The sequence below is a fragment of the Nocardia seriolae NBRC 15557 genome, assembly GCF_007990715.1.
GTDB classification, from domain to species: domain Bacteria; phylum Actinomycetota; class Actinomycetes; order Mycobacteriales; family Mycobacteriaceae; genus Nocardia; species Nocardia seriolae.
The window spans coordinates 1-625 of the sequence record NZ_BJWY01000282.1; the positions used below are offsets into that span (position 1 = coordinate 1).

The window sequence follows — 625 nt, forward strand, 5'->3', positions numbered from 1 at the left end:
CAGGTACGTGAAATCGGTCGTCCATACCGCGTCGGGGCGGCCTTGATCGAACTCGCGGGCCACCAGATCCGGCGGGAACGACGCGGCCGGATCGACCACGGTGGTGCGGACTTTGAACGTGCGCGGGCTGATGCCCTCGATCCCGATCTCGGCCATGATCGCCGCGACGGTCTTATAGTTCACGATCTCACCGCGTTCGCGCAGTTCATCGGTGATCCGCGGGGACCCGTAGGTCCCGTCGGAGTCGGCATGCACATCCAGGATCTTCACCGTCAGGTCCGCGCGCCGCTGCTGACGCGGCGTGAGAACCGTTGCTGCCCTGCGTTTCACGTGCTGGTAGTAGCCAGAAGTCGATACCTTCAGCAGCCGTGCCATCCGAATGATCGAGAACCGTTGCCCCTCGGGCGAACTCGTGCCAGCGGTTTCGGCGATGTCGTCGGGGCCGGCGTACTTGGCCATCAGATCGAACCGGGCCGGTTCTTCTGCATCGCGGCAAAGTACGCCGACGCTTTTACCAAGAAGGCGTTGTCTTTCTCCAGCTCGCTGACCTGTTTTCGCAGCCGGAGCAACTCGGCTCGCTCGGCCGCGTCCAAGGGCTTCTCACCCACCGCCTCGGCCGCGGCGA

1 protein-coding gene is annotated in these 625 nt (G+C 64.3%); it reads right to left on the minus strand.

All coding sequences use genetic code 11. The features are described 5' to 3' along the window. The coding region (locus NS2_RS35715) for an IS3 family transposase (protein ID WP_147207457.1) at positions 1–459 on the minus strand (459 nt) is incomplete at its 3' end. Between the last annotated feature and the right edge of the window lie 166 nt (positions 460–625).